Source organism: Erwinia billingiae Eb661, assembly GCF_000196615.1.
Classification (GTDB): Bacteria; Pseudomonadota; Gammaproteobacteria; order Enterobacterales; family Enterobacteriaceae; genus Erwinia; species Erwinia billingiae.
On the sequence record NC_014305.1, the window covers coordinates 50,198 to 74,544 of the forward strand.

General features: G+C 49.6%; 15 protein-coding genes. 7 read left to right on the forward strand and 8 right to left on the reverse strand.

Annotated elements, in window-relative coordinates; translation table 11 throughout:
* Positions 1 to 216 precede the first annotated feature (216 nt).
* Positions 217 to 1,446 (reverse strand): methyl-accepting chemotaxis protein, encoded by a 1,230-nt coding sequence (locus EBC_RS00830; protein WP_013199895.1) that lies wholly within the window; start codon positions 1,444 to 1,446, stop codon positions 217 to 219.
* Between the two features lie 1,070 nt (positions 1,447 to 2,516).
* Here EBC_RS00830 and EBC_RS24900 point away from each other — a divergent pair.
* Together EBC_RS24900 and EBC_RS00835 are read left to right on the forward strand one after the other, a co-directional pair.
* Positions 2,517 to 2,897 (forward strand): hypothetical protein, encoded by a 381-nt coding sequence (locus EBC_RS24900; protein ID WP_013199899.1) that lies wholly within the window; start codon positions 2,517 to 2,519, stop codon positions 2,895 to 2,897.
* A 28-nt stretch (positions 2,898 to 2,925) separates the two neighbouring features.
* On the forward strand, positions 2,926 to 3,381 hold the full coding sequence (locus EBC_RS00835) for a hypothetical protein (protein WP_013199900.1): 456 nt from the start codon (positions 2,926 to 2,928) through the stop codon (positions 3,379 to 3,381).
* 639 nt (positions 3,382 to 4,020) lie between these two features.
* Here the strand turns inward: EBC_RS00835 and EBC_RS25640 are convergent.
* Positions 4,021 to 4,251, reverse strand: coding sequence for a hypothetical protein (locus EBC_RS25640; protein WP_231853656.1), 231 nt, complete (start codon positions 4,249 to 4,251; stop codon positions 4,021 to 4,023).
* 353 nt (positions 4,252 to 4,604) lie between these two features.
* Here EBC_RS25640 and EBC_RS00845 point away from each other — a divergent pair, with 353 nt between their 5' ends.
* Positions 4,605 to 6,191, forward strand: coding sequence for a sensor domain-containing diguanylate cyclase (locus EBC_RS00845; protein WP_013199903.1), 1,587 nt, complete (start codon positions 4,605 to 4,607; stop codon positions 6,189 to 6,191).
* 244 nt (positions 6,192 to 6,435) lie between these two features.
* Here EBC_RS00845 and EBC_RS26220 read toward each other — a convergent pair whose 3' ends face one another.
* Positions 6,436 to 8,340, reverse strand: coding sequence for a methyl-accepting chemotaxis protein (locus EBC_RS26220; RefSeq protein ID WP_065762062.1), 1,905 nt, complete (start codon positions 8,338 to 8,340; stop codon positions 6,436 to 6,438).
* Positions 8,341 to 8,805: 465 nt separating this feature from the next.
* Here EBC_RS26220 and EBC_RS00855 point away from each other — a divergent pair, with 465 nt between their 5' ends.
* The 3 genes from EBC_RS00855 to EBC_RS00865 all read left to right on the forward strand — a co-directional run bounded on the left by EBC_RS00855 (position 8,806) and on the right by EBC_RS00865 (position 16,196).
* Positions 8,806 to 9,429, forward strand: a complete 624-nt coding sequence (locus EBC_RS00855; protein WP_041691817.1) for a DUF2913 family protein — start codon at positions 8,806 to 8,808, stop codon at positions 9,427 to 9,429.
* Positions 9,430 to 11,807: 2,378 nt separating this feature from the next.
* The gene (locus EBC_RS00860) at positions 11,808 to 13,259 is read left to right on the forward strand and encodes a methyl-accepting chemotaxis protein (protein WP_013199912.1); all 1,452 of its coding nucleotides are present in this window, start codon (positions 11,808 to 11,810) and stop codon (positions 13,257 to 13,259) included.
* An 831-nt stretch (positions 13,260 to 14,090) separates the two neighbouring features.
* Positions 14,091 to 16,196 (forward strand): putative bifunctional diguanylate cyclase/phosphodiesterase, encoded by a 2,106-nt coding sequence (locus tag EBC_RS00865; RefSeq protein ID WP_041691818.1) that lies wholly within the window; start codon positions 14,091 to 14,093, stop codon positions 16,194 to 16,196.
* A 760-nt stretch (positions 16,197 to 16,956) separates the two neighbouring features.
* Here EBC_RS00865 and EBC_RS25645 read toward each other — a convergent pair.
* The 3 genes from EBC_RS25645 to EBC_RS00885 all read right to left on the reverse strand — a co-directional run bounded on the left by EBC_RS25645 (position 16,957) and on the right by EBC_RS00885 (position 19,694).
* Entirely contained in the window at positions 16,957 to 17,241 is a 285-nt protein-coding gene (locus EBC_RS25645) for a hypothetical protein (RefSeq protein WP_041691794.1), read from the reverse strand.
* Positions 17,242 to 18,352: 1,111 nt separating this feature from the next.
* Entirely contained in the window at positions 18,353 to 19,087 is a 735-nt protein-coding gene (locus tag EBC_RS00880) for a tyrosine-type recombinase/integrase (protein ID WP_041691795.1), read from the reverse strand.
* Between the two features lie 403 nt (positions 19,088 to 19,490).
* The gene (locus EBC_RS00885) at positions 19,491 to 19,694 is read right to left on the reverse strand and encodes a hypothetical protein (protein WP_013199921.1); all 204 of its coding nucleotides are present in this window, start codon (positions 19,692 to 19,694) and stop codon (positions 19,491 to 19,493) included.
* Positions 19,695 to 20,566: 872 nt separating this feature from the next.
* Between EBC_RS00885 and EBC_RS00890 the strand changes: the two genes are divergently transcribed.
* Entirely contained in the window at positions 20,567 to 20,785 is a 219-nt protein-coding gene (locus EBC_RS00890; protein ID WP_041691796.1) for a DUF3606 domain-containing protein, read from the forward strand.
* 351 nt (positions 20,786 to 21,136) lie between these two features.
* Here the strand turns inward: EBC_RS00890 and EBC_RS00895 are convergent, their stop codons facing one another.
* Together EBC_RS00895 and EBC_RS00900 are read right to left on the reverse strand one after the other, a co-directional pair.
* Positions 21,137 to 21,376, reverse strand: coding sequence for a hypothetical protein (locus EBC_RS00895; protein ID WP_013199926.1), 240 nt, complete (start codon positions 21,374 to 21,376; stop codon positions 21,137 to 21,139).
* 935 nt (positions 21,377 to 22,311) lie between these two features.
* Positions 22,312 to 24,090: a sensor domain-containing diguanylate cyclase gene (locus EBC_RS00900; protein WP_013199928.1), complete on the reverse strand. Its 1,779-nt coding sequence runs from the start codon at positions 24,088 to 24,090 to the stop codon at positions 22,312 to 22,314.
* Between the last annotated feature and the right edge of the window lie 257 nt (positions 24,091 to 24,347).

Genomic DNA, 24,347 nt, shown 5'->3' on the forward strand with positions numbered 1-24,347 from the left:
CGTTTGCGCAAATACCGTGGCCGGGAGTGCGCGTTCGGATGAAAAAAAGAACTCTGCCCATGGTTACCGGCTTGCAGAATGCAGAAATATTCTTCTGGTATAAATTTTAAAATGTGGCCGGCTGGCATTTTATCCGCCCCTGTTCCCTAGCGCACCCGTAATCTTCTACTGTGGAATTCCATGGACACCATTCTCAATGTAAGGTCGGGTACGTTTTTAATCATCTTTAACTGAATGGGCAACATCCTTTACTGCGCTCTCCACATCTTCTGAATTTTTCTTGATGCGGGCAATTACTTCCCCCGCTTCTCGCATAAGAGCAACCCCCTCCGTAGTGTTCGCGAGGCTGTTCCCGATGCCCCTCAGAACCTCTTTGGCCAGATGGCTGTTGCCGGTCACGACCCGCTCAATTTCTTCTGTGGTACCACTGACGTTCGCCGCAAGATTGCGGACTTCTGCGGCTACAACGGCAAAGCTTCTGCCTGATGCGCCCGCCCTTGCGGCTTCAATTGCTGCATTCAGTGCGATGAGCCTTGTCTGCATAGCAAAGCTTCTGATGGTTCCGACCATGCCGTCGATGCTGTCAGACTGACTGTTCAGCCTTGCTACATCCGCAGAGACAGCAGTCATTCCCTGTGCAATTCGGTCAATCATACTGATGCTGCTCTCGACAACAGCTGCACCGGCCTGTGCACTACTCCGGGTCTGAACCGCCATATCCCATGCGTGTGAAGCAGCATCCCGTTCTCTCTGATTACGCTGAACCTGTTCCGTAACGTCTGACGCAAACTTCACAATTTTATACAGCTGCCCGGCAGCGTCGAAAACAGGATTATAGGTCGCCCGCAGCCACAAAGGCTCGCCTTGTCGGTTTAGTCGCGGGAACTGACCGGAAAAAAACTCTCCCTGATTCAACTTTTGCCAGAACCGGCGGTAGTCCTCGCTTCTGTAAAGCGCTTCGGCGCAAAACATACGGTGATGCTTACCCAAGACTTCATCCCGCCGGTATCCGGTGGAACTTAGAAAATTATCATTTACATCCAGCACGTGCCCGGCAGGATCGAATGATATGACAGCCATAGACCGGTTGATGGCATTCACGACAGATTCTTGTTCGAGCGCTGACTGCATACGCTCAGAGATGTCGGCGGCTATTTTAATGATTCTGAACACCCTGCCGCGCCGATCAGGGACCGCAATATAGCTTGCCTCAAGCCATACAGGGCGTTCACCCTTAGCAAATCTCAGATATTTTCCACTGAAGCTCTCCCCCCTGGCAAGACGCTGCCAGAAGTGAGCGTATTCAGATGTGCTGACCAGCGAAGCCGGGCAAAACATACTGTGATGCTGCCCGGTTATTTCGTCAGACCGGTATCCCATAGTCTCCAGAAAACGCGGGCTGGCCCTCTGTATTACTCCGGAAGGGCTGAACTCAATGACGGCCATAGTCTGCTCAAGTGCACTGAAAGAAGCGGAGGAGCGCCTACGTTGGAGGTGAAACAAGTTTGATAGCGAATGCAGACGCATGAGATATACCGTATGAAGTGATTTCTCCTGTTATCGGCATTTTCGCTGACTGCATTATGTATCGCTGTGATAGTTGCAGGTAATTATTGTTTGCAAACGTTAACATGCAATGGAATTCACTCCTGTCAGGTCTCCCTTTTCTGCTGCGGTGGCCTTATAAAGCCAAATGCCTGGCATATGTGTCGCTTATTGAATAATTCAAACCTTGTGCCGCTATCAGGGGCAGAACACCCCATTCGGAAACCTGTTGCAGTATGTGTTTTCAAATCATAAGTTTAAAATCATCAGCGCCCCTGTAACAAAGCTTCCGCCAATCGGGGCTCACTGACATTCTGACTTCATGAGCAGTCCAGAAGGACGGATAGGGTAAATCTTGAGCGTCTTAGCGCGGTCGTCAACGAACTGATCATTCCCACCTTTCTGGTCAGGCTGAGCCGTACGCAGGGATCCACTGACTTTACATGCTAGCTAACAGACCGCCACGCATACTTCTGCACTGACTGACGTTGCTGGCGTGAAGTAACACCTGTTGGTGAAGGGGCACCAAATTGCCATCAGACGGGCTTTAAGATCAATCTCTCTGTTCATGTAAGGTCACAATGACCAGCCGATGATTTGGCGCGAGAACTGCCAACCAGAAACAGCCCGTCTGCATGGATCCGGATGGATATTAGGTCCGTTCCCCACCGTGTTTGTTCTGTTAATTTTGAACGCTTCAGGATAACGCCTTTACTTCACGCGGGCCTTTCTTTAAGGGCAGCCTAATTCCCACCGAGGTGTATGGCGATCCAGCCCCGGGGCCAAATGGAACGGAATATATCCACCTGCCTTGATATGCGGATCTCATTCTTCTTCCTGAAATGTGGCATACATCAATTTTTACCTAAAGATTTCCCTTTCCCGGGCATGACTGAGCAACTTTTCGCCGTTATGCTCATGACTATAAGACACAGGGTGTCAGCACGCATATTCAGCGCTTAGGGGCAAACATGTTTGATCTCCGATCCTATATAATATTGCTTAATGAGGCGTTTGATACCGGCCACGACAATGATGCCTTATACCGGATGCTTGAAGCCTTCCTTGCCGCAGAAAACGAGCCGGTAAGACAGTTAAATTCTAACTCATCAGAACTGCATCAAATCCTGAATAACAACCGCGTCATGCATGCATTTACCCGTGTCATGGGCGGCAGCGTCCGGCTCAGTGCGTGCTTTCGCCAGCAGGTAACCGCGCTTGGGCGCGTTGACTTCGTGTTGCTTCATACTCCGAGGGGGCTGGGCATCCGGTTTGACGGCGTGGTCGTTTGCGCAGTCAGCCCTGAAGGCGAACGTTCTTCTGTCCCACCCGGGCCACAATTGAAACACTGATGGTGCAGGTTCAGGATGGATGTGTCTTATGAATCGTTATACTGGCGCGCGCAGGTTATTGTCTCATGTTATCAGGTACTACCTGGCATTGACCGGAGTATTCTTTTTTACCATCTTATGTCATGCCCGGGCTGACTTGCCCGGTATGGGAACCACAGGCATAACGCTGGTTTCTTCAGACTCCCGTGCCTTACTGAGAATAAGCTGTATGGACGGGAATTCGCTGTTCATTTCTGTTGCTGTTCCGGCTGGCAATATCACTCCTGACTCCATAACCGTGCCGGATACTACCGCTGCACGCTGGATAACCGGCGAGCCGTCCGGGCAGTCCGTTAATATTGTTTATGCCGCTGCACCACGCGCTCTGCTCAGAGACATGCTGTCAAACCATTCCCGGAAATTGACGTTTAACCGCAGGGAATATGATTTTGACATGCGTGTACTGGCAGACTGGCATCACAACCTGCCGGCAGCGTGCAGGTGAACGGACGCTGAAAAACAGCCAGAGGCGCTTAAGTTATCCACAAAAAAGGTGGATAACTTCTGTACAAAATTCCTGAACCCTTCAGTTATTGCAAAAATATTATCCCTTTGCCCTATTTCCGACGCCGTAATAGTTACTGCGGCGACCTGTCCACCCGGCCTTTCTGTTTGCGCAGCAGGCAACTGGTCAAAAACTATTCCGGCCTGTTAATGTCCTCCGGTATACGGTGCCGCCCCGCATAAGCTCAGCCTGTGTCAGTGAACGTAAATACTGCCAAAAGAAAATGGACCTTGCCAGATAGTTGACGACCTCGGAAAGCCAGCGTTCAGACATGGCACCATAATGGTGGTCGGGTACCCATCAGGAGGTGAGGTGGTGCGGACGCCTGTCCGCGACACAGAATGTGCTCCGGCAATTTCATACGGTGCGCTGCAGGGCTCTGGCTCAGTGAAGGTATGCACTGAAAAACACCCGCCTGTCAGCATACAGGGGGCATCTCGGTTTAACGATACTCAGTCGCAACGGCCGTGGCATCGGGGATGCCTGACTTCTGCATTTACGATATTCACAGGCCGCAGACCTCTTATGGCAGTGTATGGGATTTACGTTTCAGGGACGCAGTTGGTATCAGCCAGACGCTTATTTTCGGACATAATTGTTAAGCAGATTTTCAAAAATACGGATGCCAATACCTGTGGCCAGAATATTCATCATCAGGTCAGGATCGTTACCCCGAAGCCAGGCTTCAAACTTCTCATCTTTCAGGCTCAGGGCCGCTTCATCATGCAGGGAAAGCAGTAAACTATAGTTATTCACGAAAACTTCACGGTCGTGGTACTCCGCACTCATTGCCTGTGTCAATAATGGCATTATGCTCTCAAAACGCGCTGCAAGGGCACGGTGTATCTCCCTAAAATTTTCCACACTCACCTCTGCAGTACAGATATCTGAAGGTACCAGCCGCTACCTGTATAAACCCTGAATATTTTATATGGATTGCAAATAGCAACTTTTTTATTAATGTTCAGGACAATATATACTTTTCCTGTATACCATGTCGGCGAGAGGACGATAATCCGGAAAGTTCCGATGCCTGACGGATGACGGAGTCATACTGCCTTTTCTCATAGGCTCACTATTGCTGTGCGCTTATTCCGGGGCTTTGTCACGCCGTTATGAACGGTAAACTCTTCCTGGCCTGAGCAGAATCACGGACGTCACTGATGAAAAAAAATACGATAACATTACGCACACTGCTTGTGATCCTGTCGCTGGGGGGCATTATAATGACGTCCGTCCTCCTCCTGGGCAGCCTGTGGTTTTTCCAGAAAGCCAACATCGAAGACCGCCTGCTGGACAGCAATATTGCATATGCCCGCAAGCTTTCTGACACCACCGATCGCTACCTTTTCACCGCGCAGCGCGAACTGGCTTACAGCGCAGGTTTGCTGAAAGATTTCGGTAACATGCAGCAGCTACGTCAGGAGGCGGATCGCCTGCGCCTGCAGTCCGGTTTTTTTAATTCTGTACTGGTGGTAAAACCAGATGCTGTGGTAGTGGCAACCTCGCCGGAAAGTCTCGGTCTGGTTGGCAACACGCTCAGTTCACCGGCCAGCCGGCAGGCGCTGGCGTCCAGGGCATCCTTCATTTCCCAGCCGTTCACCTCCGCAGCCGGTAACTATGTCATTTTCATTTCTCAGCCGGTTTTCGGTCAGACAGGGGAGTATCTTGGATACATTGGCGGCAGTATTTACCTGAAAAAGCAGAGCATGCTTAGCGATATTCTCAGCACGCACTTTTTTGCCCGGGCTGCCGACATCAGCATCGTCAGCAATGAAGGGAGTATTATCTTCAGTCACTATCCCGAAAAAGTCGGCCGTGTACTGGATATCGGCCCGGATCTCAAAAAACAGCTTATCCTGTCAGCCAGCGGAAAATATCTGCTCAAAAGCGACGGGAAAGAATACCTGCTCGGATATGCCTCACTGCACAGGACCGACTGGAACATATTTGTCTACGGAACCGCGGACGATGCCGCCTCTATTCTCTGGAACACTGCCCGAAATGCCGTATGGTTCATTCTGCTGATCGTCATTCTGGTGGGCAGTATGGTGGTGCTGTTTGCGGCCCGCATCTCTTCGCCACTGGAAAAACTCGCGCAGTCCATTCATACCACAGACAGCGGCGCCACGCTGAGGGCCCTGCCGCAGATAAACGCCTGGTATACAGAGGCCGTCAGACTGCGTGAGGCGGTTTATCATCATCTGCAGATGATGATAAACCAGGTCTCTTCCCTGACGGACGAAACACGCACCGACCCACTGACCGGGCTACTGAACCGCCGGGGGTTCGCAACCCTTATCAGACAGCATGCGCGTACGCCTAATCATTGCGCCATTGCCGTTGATATCGACCATTTTAAAAAAATAAACGACAGGCTGGGACATGATGCGGGTGATGCCGTCCTGATAAGCCTCGCTGGTCTGCTCAGGACAGCCTGCCGGAGCAGTGATATAGTCAGTCGATCCGGGGGAGAGGAGTTTGTTATTTTCATGCCTGATACCCAATTATCTGACGCTGCCGCCACGGCAGAAAGGGTCCGGCACCTAGTGGAAACATCTTTGTTCCCATACGCAGGACAGATCACCGTGTCAGCCGGTGTTGCGGCGCTCATTGATGTGCAGGGGAGTACGGAAGGGCTTTTCCGTCAGGCCGATATGGCGCTTTATGAGGCTAAAGGGGCAGGCAGGAATATCGTAATCATCAGCACCCATGATGGGATGAAAAGACATACGAACGGTAGTCAGTGAGGACAAAATGATATGCAGTTATCGTCAGCTGCTGCCGGGCAACCAGTTTTCAGTAAATACCTTGCAGTGACACTGTGCTAACAGCGACCGTCCGGAAATACGTGTGTACAGGCCTGCAAACCATCCCTGCCTGTCGCACTGACGTTCATGCGTTATTTCAGCTGCAGTGGCCTTTTCGTGAGGCTTTTCAAGCCAGACGAAAAGGCCACTGCAGTTCAGGAATTTAATTCATTGATTCATAAAGTCAAAAAGATTGCCAGTTATCACCTGATGAATGAGATGTATTTTTCACCGGTGCCTGAACGTTCTTTTTTTCTGCTGGCAATCTGGATGCCGCGCGCAATGCTCCCGTTTTGAAGAAAGCAACAGCCGTCTCCAGACGACCGGCTTCTTCCTGAAGAGAACCTGCGGCAGCCGCCGACTGTTCAACCAGTGCAGCATTTTGTTGAGTAGTCGTGTCCATTTCCGTCATGGCCTGACTGATTTGACGGATGCCACGATTTTGTTCATCTGAAGCCGTTGCAATTTCTTTCATAACTTCATTCACCTGTCCAACCGAGTGAATGATGGCCTCCATTGTTTTACCGGCATTTTCCACCTGGCCGGCCCCGGAATTAACCTGGCCTACAGATTCGTTGATAAGCCCTTCAATTTCCTTTGCGGCCAGGGCACTCCGCTGTGCAAGATTCCTCACCTCACCGGCCACGACTGCGAAACCTCTGCCGCCTTCACCTGCACGGGCAGCCTCCACCGCTGCGTTTAAAGCGAGAATATTTGTTTGAAAAGCAATGCCATTAATAACCTGTGTTATTTCTGAAATGCGCGATGAGCTTTTTCTTATGTCTTCCATGGTCGAAATCACGCCGCTGACAACCTTACCGCCCTCAGTCGCCTGTGTAGATGCCTCCCCGGCCAACTGGCTGGCATACAGGGCATTTTCGCTGTTAAGTTTTACTGTGGACGTCAGTTGTTCCATACTGGCAGCCGTCTGAACCACTGCTGCAGCCTGTTCTTCAGTTCTTGAGGATAAGTCTTCATTACCCATCGCTATTTCAGAGGCCGCATTATTAACGTTCGACACGCCGTCACGAACGTTATTAATTATTTCTTCCAGTCTGATCCTCATGCCATTAACCGACTGCATTAATAGTCCTAACTCATCTTTACGATCCGCAACGACAGCATGCGTGAGGTCACCTTCTGAGATGCGTTGGGCCATCGTGAGTGTTTGGGCGAGTGGTTTATTAATGCTTAGTGTTATACGCCATGCGAACAGGAGACTTATAACTACCGAAAATACCGATAAGAAAAGTATTTTTATACGTGCGGAACTGATAAAGTCAGAGGATATTTTCTTCTGATAATAAAACATATTATCTAAAGTTTTGTCGAATTGCTCTCCTTTGCTCACCAGGTTTTTTGCGGCCATATGATGTTCAGACCAGAGCGCTTCAAACGGTGATGCTGATGTCAGAACTTTGTCAATAATATCAACAGTGGGAATAGTTAATTCGCCCAGAGCCGGATTGGTGATTAAATTCAGCATTGAAACTGTCTTTTTGGCATCGTTAAGAGCGGTGTTGAGGGTTGCTTTCAAAATATCATTCGGTTCTTTAGTGAATGAAAGCACCAGTAAATTAACTTCTTTTAATTGTGAAGACAGTCGTTGAAGTAAAAGTGCCGTTTCATTATCCGCTTTGTTTCCTTCAACTATGGCGTCAATTTTTTTTGCAAGAATGAGATATGGCAGTTGCTGTAATGAGGAAGCCTGCGCCATCATTCGTTGCATGTAATCAACCAATATATCTCGTTGCGTTCCATAGCTATCCATGGCCTGCTCAATATCTTTAAGTAACCTGCTACCTTCCGTATCCCAGGAAAACACAGCAAGCATTTTATACTGGTTATTGAGTTTTTTAAGCGCATCCGCATTCTTATCAGCATACTGTTGCTCATTCGTATACTGGTAAAGTGTGCGATTTAGGCGGGCCTGACCAAAAGTGCTGTTCATTTCGATGGTAAGACTTCTTCTCGCCGAATTGTCCTGAATGGTGTCAAGGCAACCAGAAGAAACAATCGCTGTCAGGATGAGCGCTCCGATTACCACGGAGAATCCCAGAGCAAGTTTTGCTCCAACTTTTAAATTCATGAAATAACTGCCGTTTATTAGACTTCGCATAACATACAACCCCTTGATTTATATTGTCTTAATTTTCTATATGGCATTAAGAGAACTTCAGTCATTAACAGTTATCGGCATTAAATAAATTTCATTAAATAAATTTACACATCGCCATCTTACACAGTAAGAATTATGAAACTATTTCTAAACCATCTTACTGCGCATACGCGCTCTCCATGAATTTTTTATCAAATAATTCATACTGATAAGTAAAATACCCGACATCACTCAAGGGGGGTAAATATTTATTAACGGTGAATTATTTAAGGGTTCTGAATCGAATTAATCATGAGTATCTTTTTTTTGAGGCAGATACTAATCATATTAACTTCGAAAGGGAGGCCTCATTGCGATATTATGGGAAATGAAGGGTTGCTGTTATCGTACGCACTGGTACTAAACGATGATGAAGTATCTGTACAGGAGGGGTTGATGGATGAAACAACGGGAAACAGCCGGGTGTCTCACTTAGCCTGGTGTGCACTGGTTGCATTACACATTGCGCGACGCGAAGGAATCACCTCCACACCCCTGCAGGAAAACCTATTTCTGACGAGGTGGCTGGCCACGGCTGAAAAGCAGCGTCTTTTTCCCCGCGAGCTGGCCGCCGATATCGCCTGGATGTTAAAAACAGGGCGTGAAATGGGTACCCGCGCGGACCTGCCGGGTAAATTAGAATACCTGTGGCGTACCGGAAACGGCAGTTTACTGGATCAAAAGGACCTGTTCCGCCTCCAACAAGCTCTTCATGCTCTCAGGCGCAGCGGCTGGTTTTATATGGTACTGAGTGACAAGGAATGGAGCAGCTCAAGATCCCGGAAGCCTTTCCCTGAAACGCCCGGGCTTTATTTGAATAAAAATGGACTCGATAACGCCTTCGATGCGGAGGGTAATCAGATCCACTCGCTTTTGGTGCATATTACAGGCGACTTCGATGGGCTGGACGTTGTGTTAAGGCAGTCAGGGTGGCGCAGGGAACCGACAGGACAGGAATTTCTGCACAGCCTCTTTGCCACTTCTTTTGATGGGAGCCGATTACGCAATGCTGCCCTGTGATTTCACATGTGAAACGGACAACCCTGTTGCTCCTCAGTAGCTGATGGAATATCAATAATTTTTGGAAAACAGCCTTTCCGTAACGATCCTCACAATTATTTTGGAGAAAACCGCATCAAGAACACCATCCGTGAGCGCGATCCTGTCCACGATTGTTGACTGAATTAAGACCTGTTCTTACAGAACCGGTAAAGAGGCGGGCCATCGCACTAAACATTTCACGTTAAGTCCGTTTGGTGCTCAGGCATGACCGGCTGCTTTCAGCGAGTAGCGGGAGCTCTTGATTGTTATCATTCGGGTCGTGTTACCTGCACTGCCCTATGTTTATTGTCGAGTGAAGCAGTCAAACCCGATGTGCAGGCTCAGTAGCTCCCTGATATGCGATGTTATAATTCTCCCCGCGACTGAAGTGATGAGTGAAATTAACTTCATCAAAAATAATCTTATATCGTTAGATGAAGGATCTTTTTCGGGCGTCATGCGCACCTGAAGAATAATCACCCCATCACCAGAGTTGAAAATGCATCCGGCTACGGACACGCAGGAAGCCTTACCGGTCACATGGGGGATGGACTGAAGCGTCTGACATGTCAGCTCTTCTGGATATCCCCGCCGCTGACGTGATTTTACTGCAACAGATTATTAGCCACGGAAAGGTGGACGCATCTTTGATTTGTGTTTGAACTCACTGGCCTCATCCTTCACTGCGAACTGAATGGACCTGGCATTATGACAATTTACCGGGCAGGAAAACGGCTTTAAACCCTTCCTTCGGGAGGTGCAGACGCGCGGATACAGCAGGCTGAATTCCTCGCGGAGGATCATGCCAGCTGTTGCGCAATCTGTTGCTGCCGGTCTAAAATAGAGGTCGGCCATCGGAAGCTTTTTTGTGTGCACCGTATGGCCGGATATTTCCCTGGTGTTGGCTAAATTTAGCTCCTGACCTTAACGGTCAGGTTTTTTTTCTTCAGCCGACGGAGTCAGTGTACAAGAAAGAGTGAAACCGGTAAGCTGTACTTAAGTATAGGTTTGCGCGTAATCACATCACGGTGACTTTCTCCACACGGGATTGTCCTGTATTTTCATAAAAAACATAGGGTCCTCACCTCACCGGGGCGTTAACTGAACATTAGCCGGAATATTTTCAGGCAGTAACAGGCCAGGAAAACTTTATAATCCCACACAATCCCAAGCTGTACTCATGAATTGGTCCGGTTACCCCATGCTGGCAGTTTTTGTTCACAAACCGGCCCTGTTAAAAACCGGAACGGCATGCCCCGGTCAGTCGCCAGCTTATGCAACCCGTTTACTTTCTTGCCCCTGGAGGTGCCATTTTGTTTCAGGCAACGTTTCAGCCTCCCGGACTCAGACATCGTAATCACGTTACGTATGATGCCCATCAGAAAAACTTCTGGACGTTACATAGCCGTTTCGGCACCAGATGCCTGTCGTTAACGGCATGCAATTTCAATTGGCACGATCCACAGTGCGCTCTGCCTTGCTGCAGCCCACGCAGGAAACCGGTAGCCGGCGTGATCACGTGTGATAAGTGCCCTGATGTCCCTGGTCCATACCCCGTTTAGACGCGGTTTTGTATTAAAATTCCCTTCGGCTGGTGTGATCCTGACGTATCCCTGACCCACGGCTAAATCCGGGGAAGTTCTCTCGTTCAGTCCCGCGGAATTCGCAGCCCGGCTGACAATATTCACTCTCGTGATTTTTTATAATGCCATGATAAAACGTTCAGGCCGCCGGCATGGGGTCGTGCGCACCATCAGCAGAAATGATTGATGCAGGATAACCCCAAGCCGCAGGCAGGGTGGGGTTAAGACACGGTTAAGCATCCTGACGATGACAGCAGGCACAGAACAGCGTTGCGCGCGCCCGGGTGAAGAAATTACTGACTACTCATATCTGGCCTGAACAGCCGACTGCGCCCCGCCGTAACAGTAAACCGCGCCTGACACGCATCTCATCACAGGCTGCTCTGGTGGTGATTCTGAACCTTTGCATTGCCCCCTGATGCCGGAGCAGCGTCCCGGGAGGAGGGCGCCCGATTGCTCCGGGAGGCGATTGATACATTGAGGAACGATAAAATAAAAAGAGTAAATGTGGATGTTTTTTTAGGCCAGAATTATTTATGTTAATTTAAAAGTAAGGGTGCTTTAATTAACCTGAAATAATATGAGACTATGCGTTTTTGTTTTCTTTAACGAAATAATTAATAAGCAACGATTGGATTATTTTGTCGTGACAATGCTTTATTTTATTCGCTATTCTGACATTATGGTATGCATAAAAAAAAGGCCTGCATTAACAATACAAAAAAAACCCAGTAATAATGCTTATTATTTTTTATAAAACCAGGGGAACCTTACATGCATTTACTCAGACATTTTACCATCCGCCGTGTCGTGCTGTGGATGATGCTCATCTCACTGGGCGTCGTGGCATGCGCCGGCGGTTACAGCGCACTGACCCTGCGTGATATATACCGGCATGCCGACCGCGCCGATGAACTGACGCAGCAGCTGACGTTCCTGACCCGCAGCGGTATCGTGATGCAGTCCGGCACGGCGGCAGAAAAAATTGCCCTGATAAGTAGCATCCCGGAGGGCACCGACTGGGATGACTTTCGTCGCGTGCTGGCGACCACCCCCGCTGATTATGCGCCTGCCGCGCGGGCGCGTCTTGACGCGCTGACCCTGCATCTTGCAGAAGACGATGCGCCGGTCTTGGCGGACAGACAACGGCTGGAGGCAATCCTGATTTCAGCACTGCTGGCCGCCATAACGCTGCTGATATTCTGTGACCGCTATCTGGTGACACACCTCGTACGCCCTGTGGCCAAAATCCGCGCCCACCTGAAAATCATCGCCAGCGGTGACCTCACGCAAGAACCCGAAGATCTGGGGCGCAACTGCGTCGGACAGCTGGTCCCGCTGGTAAAAGAGATGCAGCACAGCCTGATGGATACGGTGCTGGCCATTCGTGATAATGCCGCGATTCTCCATCGTGAGGCCAGAGACATCGCCGCCGGTAATGCAGATCTGTCAGACCGCACGTCAACTCAGGCTGCGGCACTGGAGCAAACGGCGGCAAGCATGGAGGAAATTACGGCAACAGTAAGCCACAATGCGGAGAACGCCCGTCAGGCGCGGGAGTTATCAGGTGTAACGGCCAGTACCACGTTGAAGGGTGAACATCTTATGCATGCCGTTGTCTCCGCCATGGCTGGGATTGCGGAAGGTTCAGAGAAAATCCGTCAGTTTACCGCAACTATTAACGGAATTGCGTTTCAGACGAATATTCTGGCGCTGAACGCCGCCGTAGAAGCCGCCCGTGCAGGCGAGCAGGGGCGCGGCTTTGCAGTGGTGGCCGCTGAGGTGCGTTCGCTGGCCCAGCGCAGTGCGACGGCTTCAAAAGAAATAGAAGTACTAATCGCAGAAACCGTATCCCGCGTGAATGACGGCCGCCGGGCAGCAGACACCGCAGGCACCACCATGGAAGCAGTGTTGCAGGGCGTCAGCAGCGTAAATGAACTTATCGGCCAGATAGCGCTGGCCTCAGAAGAGCAAAGTAAGGGGATAGCACAGGTTACCGTTGCGGTGGCGGAGCTCGATCGTGTCACACAGCAGAACACGACGCTGGTTCATCAGGTGTCTGCCACGGCGGGTAGCCTGAGCGGGCAGACGGACATACTGGGCGGGGTCATCACGCGCTTTACACTGCCGGCAGCCGCAGGTGCTCCCGAAGTGCCACGCATAAGTAAACGGGGGAAAAGTACGCCTGTGACGTCCGGTGGCTGGGAGCCCTTCGCCGGTCAATAGTGCACCGGGTATGAAGGCAGGAGCGGCCAGGCACCCTCTTCGGTATCTGCCTGAAGCGTGGCAGGCCTTTCAGGGGGACAAGTCGTTATCTGACACTGTCCGTCACTCTCCAGATAATTGACATTTTTTCTGGAGGGGGAATAAATTAATATTTATTCATCGTATTATGCCCGGTTGTGCTTAAGGCTAAGTCAGCAGAAATTATTACAGCTTCACGGCCATTCAGTACAAAGGTGTGAAATGCGGCGCTGATACAGGGGGACCTTTTCAGGGGCTCGCGTTCCGACGCCGAAGGAATGGATTATTTATGCCGCGAAGTACCCCGCCGGTTAGTTTCCATTTTTCATTTCATTCAGGGTAGTGCCAGCAGAAAAGAACGCATAAAAGTCGTGTCAGCCCTGGCAGGGCGATGATATGCCCCCACACGTCCATCGCCGGGATCCTGTCTCATTCTAATCTTATGTCATAAAAAATAACCCGCTCATTTTGCTCCCCTTCCTGAAGTTTTGACTGCGTGGACCGATATAACAGTCAAACATCTTGAGCGTAACGTTTGTCGCGGTGCCGCCCGGTCCGTTATGGCCCGGATCTCGGCCTCTCAGGGAGCGTTGACAGCAGGGGCCGGCACGACGTTGCTGAAAAGACTACGAACCGGCCCTTCCCGGGTCGGAAAATGGGCAGTGATATCTGCGGAGCTCTCTGATTGAAATGGTCCACTTTATGCTGTGAAATGCCGGCCACAGTACATAACCCCAGAGGGGACAGACTCTGAAACGCCCGATCAATAATCACGAAGCAGCACGCCTTGACGCGCTGGCGAAATATCAGATGATGAACGAACCGCCACTCGACGTGCTCGACCGGATCACCTCTCTGGCCGCCCGACTTTTTCGCGTACCTGTGGCTTTTATTTCACTGATTGATGAACAGCGACAGTTCTTTGCTTCACGTTACGGCCTCAGCATATCAGGTACTGCTCGGAGCGTGGCGTTCTGCAATCACACGCTTGCGCAGGACGACATCCTCTGCGTGCCCGATACGCTCACCGATCCGCGCTTCCGGGACAGCCCTCTGGTTCATGGCTATCCACACATCCGCTTTTACGCGGGGATCCCGTTGTCCACTCCGGACGGCCATCATATCGGGACTGTATGTCTTACCGACACGCAGCCACGTCCGCCGCTGACGTCAGCTGACCGGCAGCACCTCACCGATATCGCCGCGCTGGTGATGGACCGGATGGAAGTGCACCGGCTCGAATTGCTACGCCATACAACGCAGCAGAGGCTGGAGGCGATATCGTGGACCTCACCTGACGCCATCATCTGTACAACCCCTGGCCGGGGTATAACTTTCTGGAATCCTGCGGCTACCACAATGTTCGGATTTACTGACAAAGAGATGACGGGTCAGTACGTGGCCGGACTCGTACCAGAGCGGTGCCAGATCGACTACCGCAACGAGCTCGAGCGTCTGACCGCAGACGAAGAGGCTGTCTCCCAACCACGTACTTTACAGATATGGGGTCTGAGACGGGACGGCCATGAGTTTCCAGCTGAAGTCTCTTTCTCAGGCTGGCGTGAAGGCGGTGAGCGCCTGGTCGGCATGATCATCCGTGACGTTACCGCTCGTCATGAAAGTGAAGCCCGCCTTTGCGAACTGGCTTCTCTCGACATGCTGACAAGGCTTGCCAGCCGCAGCGCGTTTATGGAGCAGCTGGGACAGATGACCGAAGCGGGCGTGCCTTATACGCTGCTGATGACCGACCTTGACGGCTTTAAGGAAGTGAATGACACGCTGGGCCATGCCGCCGGGGATGCGCTGTTATGTCACGTTGCAGAACAGATACGCCTGGCGTGTGCAGACGCGGTGGTTGCCGCCCGGTTGGGCGGTGATGAGTTTATAGTCCTGCTCTGCGGAGGCGTCGCTGAAGCCACGCTGACGGCGGAGCGACTGATTTCCTGTATACAGATACCGTTCAGCTACCATGGAGCACCGCTCATCGTCGGAGCGAGTACGGGTATTGCTTCTTTTCCTGAGCACGGGCTGGATCCGTCGGCCGTGATGTCCGCCGCCGACCTTGCCCTGTACCGTGCCAAGGCCTCCGGGAAAGGCTGCAGCGTGCTGTTCCTGCCTGCATTCCGTGAAGCGGAACAGCGTCGTCGTCGTTTTGAACGCGAGCTGGAAACTGCGGTTCACCAGCAGCAGTTTATTCTTTACTACCAGCCACGCTACGACGCCAGAAGCGGTCGTCTTACAGGCTGTGAGGCGCTGGTGCGCTGGCAGCACCCAGCCCGTGGGCTGCTGCTACCGACGGAATTTATAGGCATGCTGGATAAAAGCCCGCTGTCGGTAAGGCTTGGTGAGTGGATTATCAGCAGCGCCATTGCACAGGTCCGCCAGTGGCAGTCTGGCTGTCCGCACCTGCGCGTCAGCATCAATCTGTTTCCCCGACAGCTGGGATTGGGGCCTGAACAACTGCTGCGTGAATTCGGCAGTGGCGACCTGGGTTTTGTGGATCTGGAGGTGGATGAATCCCTGCTACCGCTGCTGACCGGGGAGATACCGGGTAACCTTGCAGCCATCCGTGACACGGGTGCCGGCCTGATTATCGACCACTACGGGCGGACGCTTGGTGCCATGAACCTGTTGCGGCACGATCTGGTCTCGGGGGTTAAAATCGACAAATCACTCACGCATGAACTGGCCACGAACATGCGCGTACGAATGATGTTCAGTGCTATCGCGGAACTTGGCAAAAGCCTTGGCATCAGCGTGGCGGCGGAAGGTGTGGAGGATATGCTTCAGCAAACGTTCGTCACCAACGCCGGATGCGACATAATGCAGGGCAACGGGTTGTGCCTGCCACTGACCGCTGCGGCATTTGGAGAGTTACTGTCGTCTGAAAAGGAGACGCCGTTCCTTGCAGGTCCGTAAAGGTGCATGCAGTTTCGCGAAGGCAACAATGACATCTGACACTGGTAAGTACCTTTAAAACCCGCGTACTGAAATGATGACTGCTAATTTATATTTACACAGATATCAGCTAAGTTAGGTTTATCTGTTAATTACTGGTATCAGTTCATGAAGTTTTTCGTCAGAGAGTATCCCGGGGGGCAACCCCGGAAAGGCGTCCAGACACCACAGCTGTCTGCCCTGAAATCCGGGCTGTCATGAAAGTACCGATGTATTACTATCTTCTGCAAAGCGGTACGGGAAAGTGGCTCATACATCGCAGGGGGTGTGAGTTGCTCACGGGTTCGCCGGGTAAAATATTTCTGGGCACCGTGTACAGCACGCGTCAGGCTGTGGGTGTAGCCAGAAACAGAGTCAGGGAGCCTAAACTTTGTTACCTGTGTTTCCGGGATGAAATTTAGAAATGGTGTCACATTTGCTCAGACGGTGTCCGGCGGAGCAGGCTGGCATGTTATGCCCTGGTGACTGCAATAACGCCCCGTCAGTGCTTTTACCGCCGGAAGCGTATCGTATCGTATCGTATCGTCAGAGGATAAAATCAGGGCCATATCGTGGCCAGAGATATCCGGATCCTGATGATGGCGTTGAGGCCGTTTGCCTGTGTGGGGCTGCTACAGAAAAGACCAGAAGGCTGTACCGCTCCCTGCCGTGCCGGCGAGCGGGTATGGAAAAAACATATAATTCTGAAAATAAAAATACACCGTCAGCCCCGGAAAGGGTATTAACGGGCACGTTCATTATATGCCAGCAGGAAAAGACTGACCGCTTCTGCCGAGAAAAGCAGCTGCGGGTTTTTGACAACCGGCACCGGCGGGAGGATGCCGCGCAGCTTTTTCCCGTGACATACCGCATCGTAAAGCATAACTGTCGGTATACGGGTTAGCTCAGCAAAAGAAATTAACGTGACTAAATTTTCCCTCCCGAACTGTTCATCAGGTGACGTTTTTCGGGGGCGTGCGTGCCAGGCTTTGGCAAACAGAAGGGCCTCTTCATAATCGAATGTCATTCTGCTCCCCTCTGACTGCTGACACCTGGGCAACGTTATTCCCTCAAGCTGGCCGCTACTTCTGGCGGCCCTTAACAGCATGCCGGAGCGTTATTTTCAACATCTCAGCAAAGGCATCCAGCCTGATCAACATACGATAATCTCCAGGGTTGTTGATATGAGCCCTGCTGTGCACGGCAGTCACTGGCCCACAGGCATTTACCAAAATGTTCTGTCCCCGGGGCGGGTGAGGAATCATCACAACGCAGGTGACAGGCCGCCTGGAAGTGCAGGAATATGATTATAAAGCAGTGGCTTGTTTGATTGATAATATACATAACAAATCACTGAAGTACACGGGGGCGTGCGCTTAAATACGGGGTTCAGGCTGTTAAAAAAACCGGCATTTTAACGCCGGTAAAACATCAGCACAGGAATGAAATTCACGAAGGGAATATTCGCACTGGAATAATAAACCCTTCAACTATATAAAGGCAAGCTAATACCGGGGGCTTTCAGGGCGTTGAATTTTAGTTTTGACGCCGCATGTTTTCCAAAGCCGGCCCTGCTGGCTCATCAGAGCTTGCCTTGATTGATTTTTTTAATGAGTAGTCAAAAAATGGGCACCTGACTTCCGGTCAGCCCCTGCCAGGAAAGCATAAAAAAAATCCCGGTAAAAAAACCGGGAAAGCAGCAAATTATCAAGGGTTCTGTTTCTGTGAAAAACGGGAGTGCCCTACTGATAACCCCAGGCAGGTCATAAGTAATCTCCCGTCATTTTTAATTATCGGCAGGACCTGAACAAACTGAAGGGTAGAGAGTATAAAAATCTGAATTAATGATGCCTTGCAGTGCTTTCCGTTGTACCGGAACAGCCCCACACCGTGACGGATGAAGACCTGAAACCTCATGTGATTCTGATAATTAATCATTATATTCAATGACTTGTTAACCTTCCTGCCGACCGGCTTATCAGCCATTACATCCACCGAAATTCTGTGAAAGAACGCCCATAACTTGAGCCGGACAACCGGCAGCGTAGTGCCTTAAAGGCCGTTATCAGCATCATGAGGGCACAGCCGCCTGGTCACCAGGCAGGGCAAAAGCGTTCTCAGAAGCATGCATTTTTATCTCATGCCGGGGGCAGTGACCGGAGTACCGCCGCGGCGTCATGACCGTCACCGGTAAAGGGGACAGAAAGGGTGGCTGCCAGCTCCAGCGCAAATACCCGGGTGTAAACCTCCACCGAGCGCGCATCCTTATGGCCCGCCAGCGCCTGAATGACCTTCAGCGGCTGGCGGTGGTAGAGCATGTGCATAATCCATGAGTGGCGAAAGGTGTGCGGCGTTACCGCAATGGAGAACTGCACGCCGTCCTCTGCCGCTCTCCGCACGGCTGCCTTCAGCCAGTTACGCATGGTTTCATCGGTAGCCGTCCACAGCGGTTCCCGCCGCTTCGGGCGCACGCTTGCCATCCACACTTCCACCTGGCGTACATACCCCGTATCGGTGAGCGGTACCAGCCGCACAGCGTCCTTGGGCGGCCGGCCGCGACGTGAGCGGACCTTCTCCGAAAGAATGCGCACGAACGGACGCGGCCCGTCCAGCACAAAAGACTCGGGCGTGAGGCTGCAGGCCTCGCCGATGCGCGCGCCGGTATTCCACAGGGTGCTGAACAGAAAGTGGTGCTTTCTGTCCGGCATATAGTGCAGCAGAGCGCTCACTTCAGGGGCCAGCAGGTAACAGGGCGTGGCACCGGTGGCGGTGGCCATACGCCTGAGGGCGACCGCCGTTGCAAAATCGACGCCCGGGGCAATGCTCAGCACGCCGGCGCGTTCTGGTGAATTCTGCAGTACCGGAGGGCTCATTATCATAAAGTTTTCACGTAGCGCGATCTGTGTGTTTATGCGGCTATTTTCCCGCATCCCGGGCGCGGGAGCCAGCGTAATAAATCGCGACGACGGGATCCGGGATTTGGTTTTACCCACATTATGGAGGGTAATCCAAAGCAGGTAAAGGATCCTTTTTTGGTGAAAATCGGCCGGAAGCCCCGTGTGACGCGGCCTGGAGGGAAGATCTGTAAATTTGGTATAAATGGAGTAAAGCCAGGCATGGCTGAATGACGGGAGATAAAGCGTGTTGCAGATGGGATGCCCGTACAGGCGAGTAAGTCACACCACTAAAAAAAAGGAAATTGCGGTTTCACAGTACTGAATGCTCTAAACTTTCAAATAAACCCGCACTGACCACATGGGCTTGATGACGCGTTGGTTAATCTTCAAACCCATTCCTTATCAACTGTGCAGTCCCTTTAAGAAGTAATTTATGGAGAACATCATCAACTTCAGTACGTTTGTTCTCAAGAAGAAATGAAATATTTTCCTGTGATACAGGCTCTCCTTTTTTGAGAAGCATTAACACAGCGTATCCTATTTCACAGGCAATCACGCGGGATTTCTCTTCGTCAAGATACATTATTTTTCCTCTGAAATTTTTTCCATTTATAACATAGCTCAGAGAGAGGGTCACCTCATAAATCGTTGAAAAATCAGCTCAGAGATAAGATGATTGTATGGAGAAATTGTTATTTTCTATGCAAGTACCTGTTATTGGTAGTCAATGGTTTTTACTGTCACATAAGTTAAATATTACACTCTTTCAGAAAATGCCATTTAGAGGTGAAAGCGACGAATGGCCCTGCGGACTGCTTTTTTGAAGCAGAAATCAATTGAATTTAATAATTAACATTCACACTTGCAGCATCCTGGTTACTCTTGGAAAATTGGCTAAGTGAATTCACTCAACAATTAAAAAGTATCTGACGCCAGGGGCTTTCTTGCGGTTATGTTTTTTGGTTAAACCCGGTGGTTTATGGTGATATGTATAAACTTCATGACGGTTCAGAATCTTATTATCACTTAAAACTGGAAGAGCTGTATTTTAAAAGATCATTTCTCACTGATATTTATACCCTTAGATTTATTACCGTCACGCCAATACACATCCCCGGGCAACATGCGTCCAGACCACCGTGTAACGCCCCCTGCGGGTTGTGTCAGCACATGAGACGTGTATGAGCGAGCTTAATGATGATGCATTGTCATAATTAACTTCAAATGCTTTATTTAAACAAACAATATTACTCATCAGAATAAGAATAATGGTATGTTTTTTCCCAATTAATACTGAGTGCATCATGCATAACACCCAATCAACCAGGACTACTCCTACTTTACCTCTTAAAAGGAAAAAGTGGAATAATCTGGTTAGCTATTAAAGCTCAACATGTAAATATGTCACCCGAAAATATTATTTCCCTACCTGGCCCTGTTTTTTATAATGGAGGTATGACATTGACTAACAAAAGATTCCACAGACGCGAGCCTGAAAACAGGGAGCTTATCTATCTGGATGAGCAATGGCAAATAACATACTGGACGCAGGAGTTATTAACCACACAGGACAGGCTCAATCATGCAATCCGGAGTGCTGGTAACAATACCGATGCAGTAAGGGAGTGGCTTGAGAAAAACCCGCCGCCCAGGAAACCAGTTATATTTCGGTGAATGATTTTCTGAATAAAACCCCCCGGATATTTATCCCTGTAGTCTTCAGAACAGCTGAGGAGGGATAATGGATCTGTCTCAATTTGTCAATTAGAGGCACTGGCTGATTTATAAAAGTCTGAAGGGTAATGTTATTAAGAACTTTTAAAATTTATATGTTTCTGTTTTTTATAACCAGCATAAAATAATCTTGACTTAATTTAATATTGCTAACCCTGTATTTTACTGCAGAGATACTTCCATTAATAGTATGGTAGTGTTTTACATATTTAAAAATGGCACTGTTTTGTGCCATTTCCGGATTGCAGAAAACAACATGATTGTGGAGTAAGTAATTATAAACATCTATTGTCAATGCCTTTTATCACTATCCCCCTTGACGGTTATTTGCGGCATATTTCCACTGCGTATGATTTCAGCCGCCTCCGTATAGAGCTTTTTTTTGTATAAGTCACCCTCTGCCTGGCGAATTTCCTCCAGTTTACCCGTAACGTTTTTTTCGTTCAGTTGCTGGCCAGAGAGTCTCACCCCGAGAACGGCAAGACCAATAGCTCTCAGCAGAAAAATCAGCTTTTCTTCATCAAATTCCATATAATCTCATCAGGATTGGGTCTGCCCGGCACACACATTATACGGGTAAATTTGACTTAATCCAATTGAACAGTACGGATAAATAAAAGCGATCGTATATTGATGGTGTTATTAAGGCCGGAAAATATTTTTATCTTATTACACCCATTGATTTTTTTGCCTAAACAATAAGCACATGGTGCAGAGCTTTCTTTTTTATTATATCTTTATTCAATTATTACTTTCCGCCAACATATCCGAATCAAAATGATTGCCGTCATCAACCCTTCACTTTTCATGCTAAGTAACCTTGTATTTTTATGTAAAAAGCCCGGATTGTAACCATCTGAAAAGTAATTGTTTTTTAAGTACGAATGGTTCTTCTGTAAGCTTGTTTTTTAAGGTGTGAATTTTGGTGATTTTCTTTTATCAGGATGCAGGTGGTAAAAAAATAAAACTCACTTAAGAGGATTTTAAATATATTTACAGGAAGTGATTTCTGAAAGCAGGGCATGGTAATGCCCCTGGTAATTCCGGGCGTTTTCGGCATGTCCTGTCGTCAGGAAATCACAATATTATAATATGGAATAAGAAATATTTTTTGAATAAGAAGTTTCGTACCTTTAGCGGGATGTGATTTACAATTTCGTATTTAATAAATCTGGCAGGGTTGATATAGTGCTGGATTTTCGGGCCACTCCTTGAAAATTGAGTTACTTTATTTACGGGAGTTAAATGGCCTGTTAGATCAGTATTATACAGATAAATGAATATCCTGCTGAGGGGATATTTAAAAATATTATACTGGACGTATAACTATCCAAAAGACATGCTGAACTTCCCCTGCCCGGGATAGTCAGCATGTCTGGCGTGAGAGATGATACGTTATAATGATACTATAAAAAATATGAGCCGCTCAGGATAAGAAGGGTGTCTCACTTACAAAGCGATAGTCATTACTTTTTTATGAAGCTTCGCGATAACAGGCTTGATATATCTTTTGCTGGCAACGGACGCGAAAAATAATATCCCTGTATCTGATCACATCCTGCGGCGGTAAGGATCTCTTCAGTTGCCCTGTCTTCCACCCCTTCAGCTACTACCGTGTATTCAAGCTCCTTAAGCATCCTGATGACATTTGTTGCAATGATACGGCTTCTTTTGTCTGTGACTATTCCCCTGACCAGCACGCGATCGAGCTTAATAACGTCCAGTGGCATCCGGTAGAGGTAGCTGACATTACTGTATCCCGCGCCGAAATCATCAAGTGCAATTTTAAACCCCCGCTCGCGCAGGGCTATCAGCGCTGACACAGCACCTTCTTTTTCGGCTATTTTTTCTGTTTCAAGGCATTCAATTTCAATGAGGTCTGGCGTCAGGCCGGCCTTCAGCACGTCGCTGTGCAAAGTATCAGCAAATCCTTTTCTGGTGAAATCACTTTCGCTGAGGTTTACCGAAACCGGCACGCTAATACCCGCCGCCTGCCATTGCACCAGTTGTGACGATACGTTCCGGATCACCCAGTCAGCAAGCGAAGCATGCAGGCGGGTGCGGGCAGCAGCCGGAAGAAAAGCATCAGGCGATAGCTCGCCGCGCGTTGGATGACGCCAGCGGACAAGCGCTTCAACTCCGGTTAGTTTCCCCGTAATCAGGGATTTTTTAGGTTGATAAACCAGATACAGCCCGGGTTCATCCCGCAGGGCAGCTGCGAGATCATGCATTAAACGGAATTCGCCATTACGACGGCCATCGGTCAGTGCGTCAAAACTCAGCACGCGGCTGCCGGAGGAAATGGCTTCGTGCAGGGCGCTGACAGCGCGACGAAGACCTTCCTGTGCAGAGACCTCGGAAAGTGCAAAGCATGCCTCTCCTGCGTGTATGGTCAGGTCCACAGCAATCCCTTCCTCGATGAGGGCCGTAACGTCTTCCAGCTGAGTGCTGAAAGAAGAGGCTGTAAGCTGCTGGGCCTCTTCTGTAAGCACGGCATAGCGCCCTGTTGCGACAGTATATAACATATCACCAGGAGGCAGCCTGAGCCGAAGACGCAGGAGCATGCCCACATCACGCAGAAGAGATTCAACCGGTAACATGCCCATTGAGCGGGCAAGCTCGTAGATTTTCTGCATATCAATACAGTCCAGTATCACCAGCCGCAGTCGGTTTTTTGCATCCGTGGCGGCTCTGCGCTGCATTTCCCTTAGCAGCGACTGACGGTTTGGCAACCCCGTTACGGGATCGGTAAATCCTGCGGAGTGCCATGTCTCCAGAAATGTCATCACCAGTCCGGCCAGAATCTCGAGCATTTCACTTTTGCGTGATGAAAAGCGGTGAGGGCTGGTATCAGTGACACACAGCGTACCGAGCAACACCCCTTCAGAAGTCCGCAGCGGTGCGCCGGCATAAAACCGTATGAAGGGCTCACCCAGTACAAGCGGATGTGATGAAAAACGTGCGTCTTTATGTGTGTCCTGGACGACTATCGTTTGGCCACTATCCACAACATGCCGGCAGAAAGATTCTTCACGGCTTGTCTGCCGTAATGTGAAGTTTCGGGACACCGTAATAAACTGATGCCTGTCGTCGAGCACAGAAATAAAACTGCCTGTTACGCCGAGTGACTGTGCGGTGAGGGCCACAAAATCGTTTAAAATTTCATCCCGACATTCATCTGGGGTCCTCAGCACAGCAACTGCTTTAAGGCGCTGTTCCTCATCGCCGCTCAGGTTTATAAGCATGACCATTTCCCCGGTATCGTTTAGTTAAAATCGAAAGTTGACAGTGAGAGCTATGTTTATGAGTTGCCTTTAAAAATATGTTAATTCTGTCTGCAAAAACACCTCTATACAGGAAAGTATTCCCAGTTCCTGTAAGGGGAGATTACCGTCCGCTTCGTTTTTACTGCTACAGCTCTTCAGCACAGACGCATAATAAATGCTATTTATGATTTTAATCCAGGAACGGTTTTTTTATCCAGAGCCTTCTCTTCGTTGTT